The 4,894-nt window shown below is 75.7% G+C and carries 1 pseudogene; it reads right to left on the bottom strand.

Annotation, left to right across the window (positions count from 1 at the left end):
* A pseudogene (locus tag STRAU_RS44980) lies at positions 1-4,894 on the bottom strand (SDR family NAD(P)-dependent oxidoreductase); the annotation flags it as partial.

The raw sequence follows: 4,894 nt of genomic DNA, 5'->3' as shown, positions 1-4,894 counted from the left end.
TTCGGAGCGGTCAGGCCGTTGCTCGCCCCGTCCTGGTTCACGGCGGAACCGCGCACGACGGCCAAGACCTCATGGCCGAGACGCCGCGCGTCCGACAGGCGCTCCAGCAACAGCAGACCGACGCCCTCGCCCCAGCCGGTGCCGTCCGCCGCCTCCGCGCCGTCGGCCGCCTCCGCGAACGCCTTGCACCGGCCGTCCACAGCAAGGCCACGCTGACGGCTGAACTGCACGAAGGTGTCCGGTGACGCCATGACCGTCACGCCGCCCGCGAGGGCCATGTCGCACTCGCCCTGGCGCAGCGCCTGCGCGGCGAGGTGCAGGGCCACCAGGGACGCCGAGCAGGCCGTGTCGACGGTCACCGCCGTCGACGGTCACCGCCGGGCCTTCCAGGCCGAACGCGTACGAAAGGCGGCCGGACATGACACTCACGGCGTTGCCGGTGAGGACGTGGCTCTCGATGTCCTGGGGGACGGCGGCCATGCGGGAGATGTAGTCGTCGCCGTTGGAGCCGACGAAGACGCCGGCGCGGGTGCCGCGCAGGGTCGTCGGGTCGATGCCCGCGCGCTCGAACAGCTCCCAGGAGGTTTCCAGGAGGTGGCGCTGCTGCGGGTCCATGGCGAGGGCCTCGCGGGGCGAGATGCCGAAGAAGTCCGCGTCGAACTCGCCCGCGTCGCGCAGGAATCCGCCCTCGCGGACATAGGTCCTGCCCGCGCGGTCGGGGTCCGGGTCGTACAGCTCGGCGAGGTCCCAGCCGCGGTCGCCGGGGAACTCGCCCATGGCGTCGCGGCCTTCGGCGACCAGGCGCCACAGGTCCTCGGGGGAGCGTACGTCGCCGGGGAAGCGGCAGCTCATCGCGACGTCATCGCGACGATCGCGATGGGGTCGCCGTCGTCCGGCGCCGCGTCGGCGGCCCGCCCGGGGGCGGGAGCACCGTGGGGTTGCTGCTGCGCGGCGGCGGCTCCGAACGCCTCCTCCGCCAAGTGGGCGGCGAGGACGGCGGAGTTGGGGTAGTCGAAGACCAGCGAGGCGGGCAGGCGCAGGCCGGTGGCCGCCTGGACGCGGTTGCGGAGTTCCACGGCGGTGAGCGAGTCGAAGCCCAGCTCGCGGAACGCGCGGGCGGGGTCGACGGCGTCGGGCGCGGAGTGTCCGAGGACGGCGGCGGCCTGGGAGCGTACGAAGGTGACGAGGGCGGCGTCGCGTTCCGCCGGGGGCAGCGGGGCGAGCCGTCGTATCCACTCGGGGCCGGTGACGGTGGCGGCGCCGGACGTGTCCGGGGTGCCATCGGCCGAGTCGGCCGTCCGCCGCCGTACTTCGGGGAGTGCGTCGAAGAGCGGGTTGGGCCGGGCGGCGACGAAGCCCGGCAGGAAGGTGTCCCAGTCGACGGCGGCGACGACGACGTGGGCGTCGCCGCGTTCCACCGCGTCCCGCAGGGCTGCGACGGCGGGCTCGGGCGGCATCGGCGGCATGCCGTCGCGCCGTGCCCGATCGGAGCGTACGGCCGTGTCGGCGAGACCGGCGCCGTCCCAGGTGCCCCAGGCGATGGAGGTCGCGGGCAGGCCGTCGGCGCGGCGCTGTTCGGCGAGCGCGTCGAGGTAGGCGTTGGCGGCGGCGTAGTTGGCCTGGCCCGCGCTGCCGAGCGCGCCGGACGCCGACGAGTACAGGACGAACGCGTCCAGGTCCAGGTCGCGGGTGAGTTCGTGCAGGGTCGTGGCCGCCGGGGACTTGGGACGCAGCACGCCGTCGAAGCGCTCGGGGGTGAGGCCGTCGACGACGCCGTCGTCCAGGATTCCGGCGGTGTGGACGACGGCCGTCAGGGGCGCGTCGGCGGGTATGCCGTCCAGGACGCGCGCCAGCGCCTGACGGTCCGCCGCGTCGCACGCCGCGACGGTGACCCGGGCGCCGTGCTCCTCCAACTCGGCGCGCAGCTCCGCCGCTCCGGGGGCGTCGGGGCCGCGACGGCTCGTCAGGACGAGGTGTTCGGCGCCCTCACGCGCCAGCCAGCGCGCCACATGCCCGCCGAGCGCACCCGTCCCGCCGGTGACCAGGACCGTGCCCCTCGGCGTCCATCGGGTGTGCCGGGTGAGACCGGCGCCCGTCGCCTCGCCCCTGAGGAGGCGGCGTACGAAGACTCCGGAGCCGCGTACCGCGAGCTGGTCCTCGGTGCCGGGGCCGGCCGGGGCGCCTTCCGGGGCAGGGTCCGCGGCCGCGGCGAGGATCGCGGCGAGGCGGGCGCCCGCGCGGGTGTCGTAGGAGCGGGGTACGTCGACGAGTCCGCCCCAGCGGTCGGGGTGTTCGAGGGCGACGGTCCGGCCGAGGCCCCACAGGTGGGCCTGGACGGGGTGGTCGAGGCGGTCGCTGCGGCCCGTCGACACGGCGCCCTGGGTCAGGGCCCACAGGCGGGCGTCGGAGCCGATGTCGCCGAGGGCCTGCACCAGCGCCACGGTGGCCGCGAGCCCGGCGGGCACGGCGGTGTGCTCGTCCAAGGGGGTCTCGTCGAGGCCGAGCAGCGAGACGACACCGACGAGCGGCACGTCGCCGGAGCCGGTTCCGTCACCCTCCGCGTCAGCGGATCCGCCGCTCCCGGCCGCCTCCCGCAACCGCGCCGCCAGCCCGTCACGCGTGGTCTCCTCCGTGCCCGGGCACCACCGCACCGCTTCGGCACCCGCGCCCGTCAGCGCGTCGGCGGCACCCGTGACCCACGGGTGATCCCGCGCGCTGTCGGGGACCACGACCAGCCACCGCCCCGACAGGCGTGCCGAGGGCAGGCGGCCGGCAGGCAGCGGCTGCCAGGCGACGCGGTAGCGCCAACTGTCGATGACGGCACGCTCGCGCCGCTGCCGCCGCCACGCGGAGAGGCCGGGCAGCACCTCGCTGAGCGCGCCCTGCGCCACGCCGTCGAGGGTGGACGTCAGTTCGTCCACGTCCTCGCGCTCCACGGCCTCCCAGAAGCGGGCCTCGGCCGCGTCCGAGGCTGCCTCCCCGGCGGCGGGGACGACCCCGCCGGAGGCCCGCTCCTCGGTCAGCCAGTAATGGCGGCGCTGGAAGGGATACGTGGGCAGGTCCACGACGGCCCGCTCGCCGGGGAGGAGAGCGGCCCAGTCCGGCTCCGCGCCGTGGACGTGGGCCTCGGCGAGGGACGTGAGCAGGCGCCTGGCGCCGCCCTCGTCGCGGCGCAGGGAGCCGATCGTGGCGGCGGGGCTGTCGGCGTCGTCGATGGTGGCCTGGACCGGGACGGTCAGGACCGGGTGCGGGCTCATCTCGATGAACAGCCCGTGCCCCTCGGCCAGAAGGCCGCGGGTGGCGTGCTCGAAGAGGACCGTGCGGCGCAGGTTGCGGTACCAGTAGTCCGCGTCCATGAGGGTGTCATCGGCCAGCCAGTCGCCGGTGAGGGTGGAGAACAGCGGCACCTCGGGCGACCGGGGCGCGACCGGCGCGAGGACCCGCGCCATCTGCTGCTCGATCTGCTCCACGTACGAAGAGTGCGAGGCGTAGTCGACGGGGATCGTCCGCGCACGGATGTCCTGAGCCACGCACTGCGCGACGAGCTCCTCCAGTGCCCGCGTGGCGCCGGAGACGACGACGTGGGCGGGGCCGTTGACCGCGGCCACCGAGAGGTCGTCGCCCCACTGGGCCAGGATGGTGCGCACCTGCTCCTCGGGCAGGGGTACGGACACCATGCCGCCGCGGCCGGAGAGTTCGAGGATGGCCTGGCTGCGCAGCGCCACCACCCAGGCCGCGTCCTCCAGGGACAGGGCGCCCGCGACGCAGGCGGCGGCGATCTCGCCCTGGCTGTGGCCGACCACGGCCGCGGGCTCCACGCCCGCCGCGCGCCAGACGGCGGCCAGCGACACCATCACCGCGAACAGCACACCGGCTGGACCACGTCCACCCGGTCGAACCGCTCGCCGCTCAGCTCCTCGAACAGATCCCAGTCCACGAACTCGACAGGGCCTCCGCGCACTCCCGCATCCGCTCCGCGAACACCGGCGACTGGTCCAGCAGTTCACGGGCCATGCCGGCCCACTGCGAGCCCTGCCCCGGGAACACGAACACGGGACGGACGCTGTCGGCGCCGGTGCCACTGCCGGTGCCGCTGCCGCCCTGGGCCCGCCCGGTGACCACCCCACCAGAGGCGCCGTCGCCCTCGGCCAGGCGCTCGAGCCCGGCGAGCAGCTCGTCCCGGTCCTGCCCGAGGACCACGCCCCGGTGCTCGAACCGCGACCGCGCCACCGCCAACGACCACCCGCGACCGCGCCACCGCCAACGACCACGCCACATCGCCCACGCCCGACCCGGTGTGGGCGAGGAGGTGTTCGCGCAGCCGCCCCGCCTGCGCCCGCAGCGCCTCCGGCGTCTTCGCCGACAGGGCCAGGGGCACGACGCCCGCCGACGACGCCCGCCGTGACGGCCGGTGCGGCGGCCCCGGAGGGCTCGTCGTCCGCGGCCACCGGCTCGTCGGCCGGCGGCTGCTCGACGACGACGTGCGCGTTCGTGCCGCTCATGCCGAACGACGAGACGCCCGCGCGCCGCGGCGCGCCGTCGGCCCGCTCGGGCCAGGCGCGCGCCTCGGTCAGCAGCTCCACGGACCCCGCCGACCAGTCCACGTGCGGGCTCGGCTCGTCCACGTGCAAGGTCTTGGGCAGCGTGCCCCGGTGGATCGCCTGGACCATCTTGATGACACCGACGACGCCCGCCGCGGCCTGCGTGTGGCCGACGTTGGACTTCAAGGAGCCCAGCCACAGGGGCTGCTGGCCCTCGGGCCTGTCCTTGCCGTACGTGGCGATCAGGGCCTGGGCCTCGATGGGGTCGCCGAGCGTGGTGCCCGTGCCGTGCGCCTCGACCGCGTCGACGTCGGCGGGCGTCAGGCCGGCGTCCGCGAGGGCGGCGCGGATGA

Source organism: Streptomyces aurantiacus JA 4570, assembly GCF_000414115.1.
Taxonomy (GTDB): Bacteria; Actinomycetota; Actinomycetes; order Streptomycetales; family Streptomycetaceae; genus Streptomyces; species Streptomyces aurantiacus_A.
The sequence above is the reverse complement of the archived record's forward strand: the minus strand, read 5'-3'. Positions and strand labels throughout refer to the sequence as shown.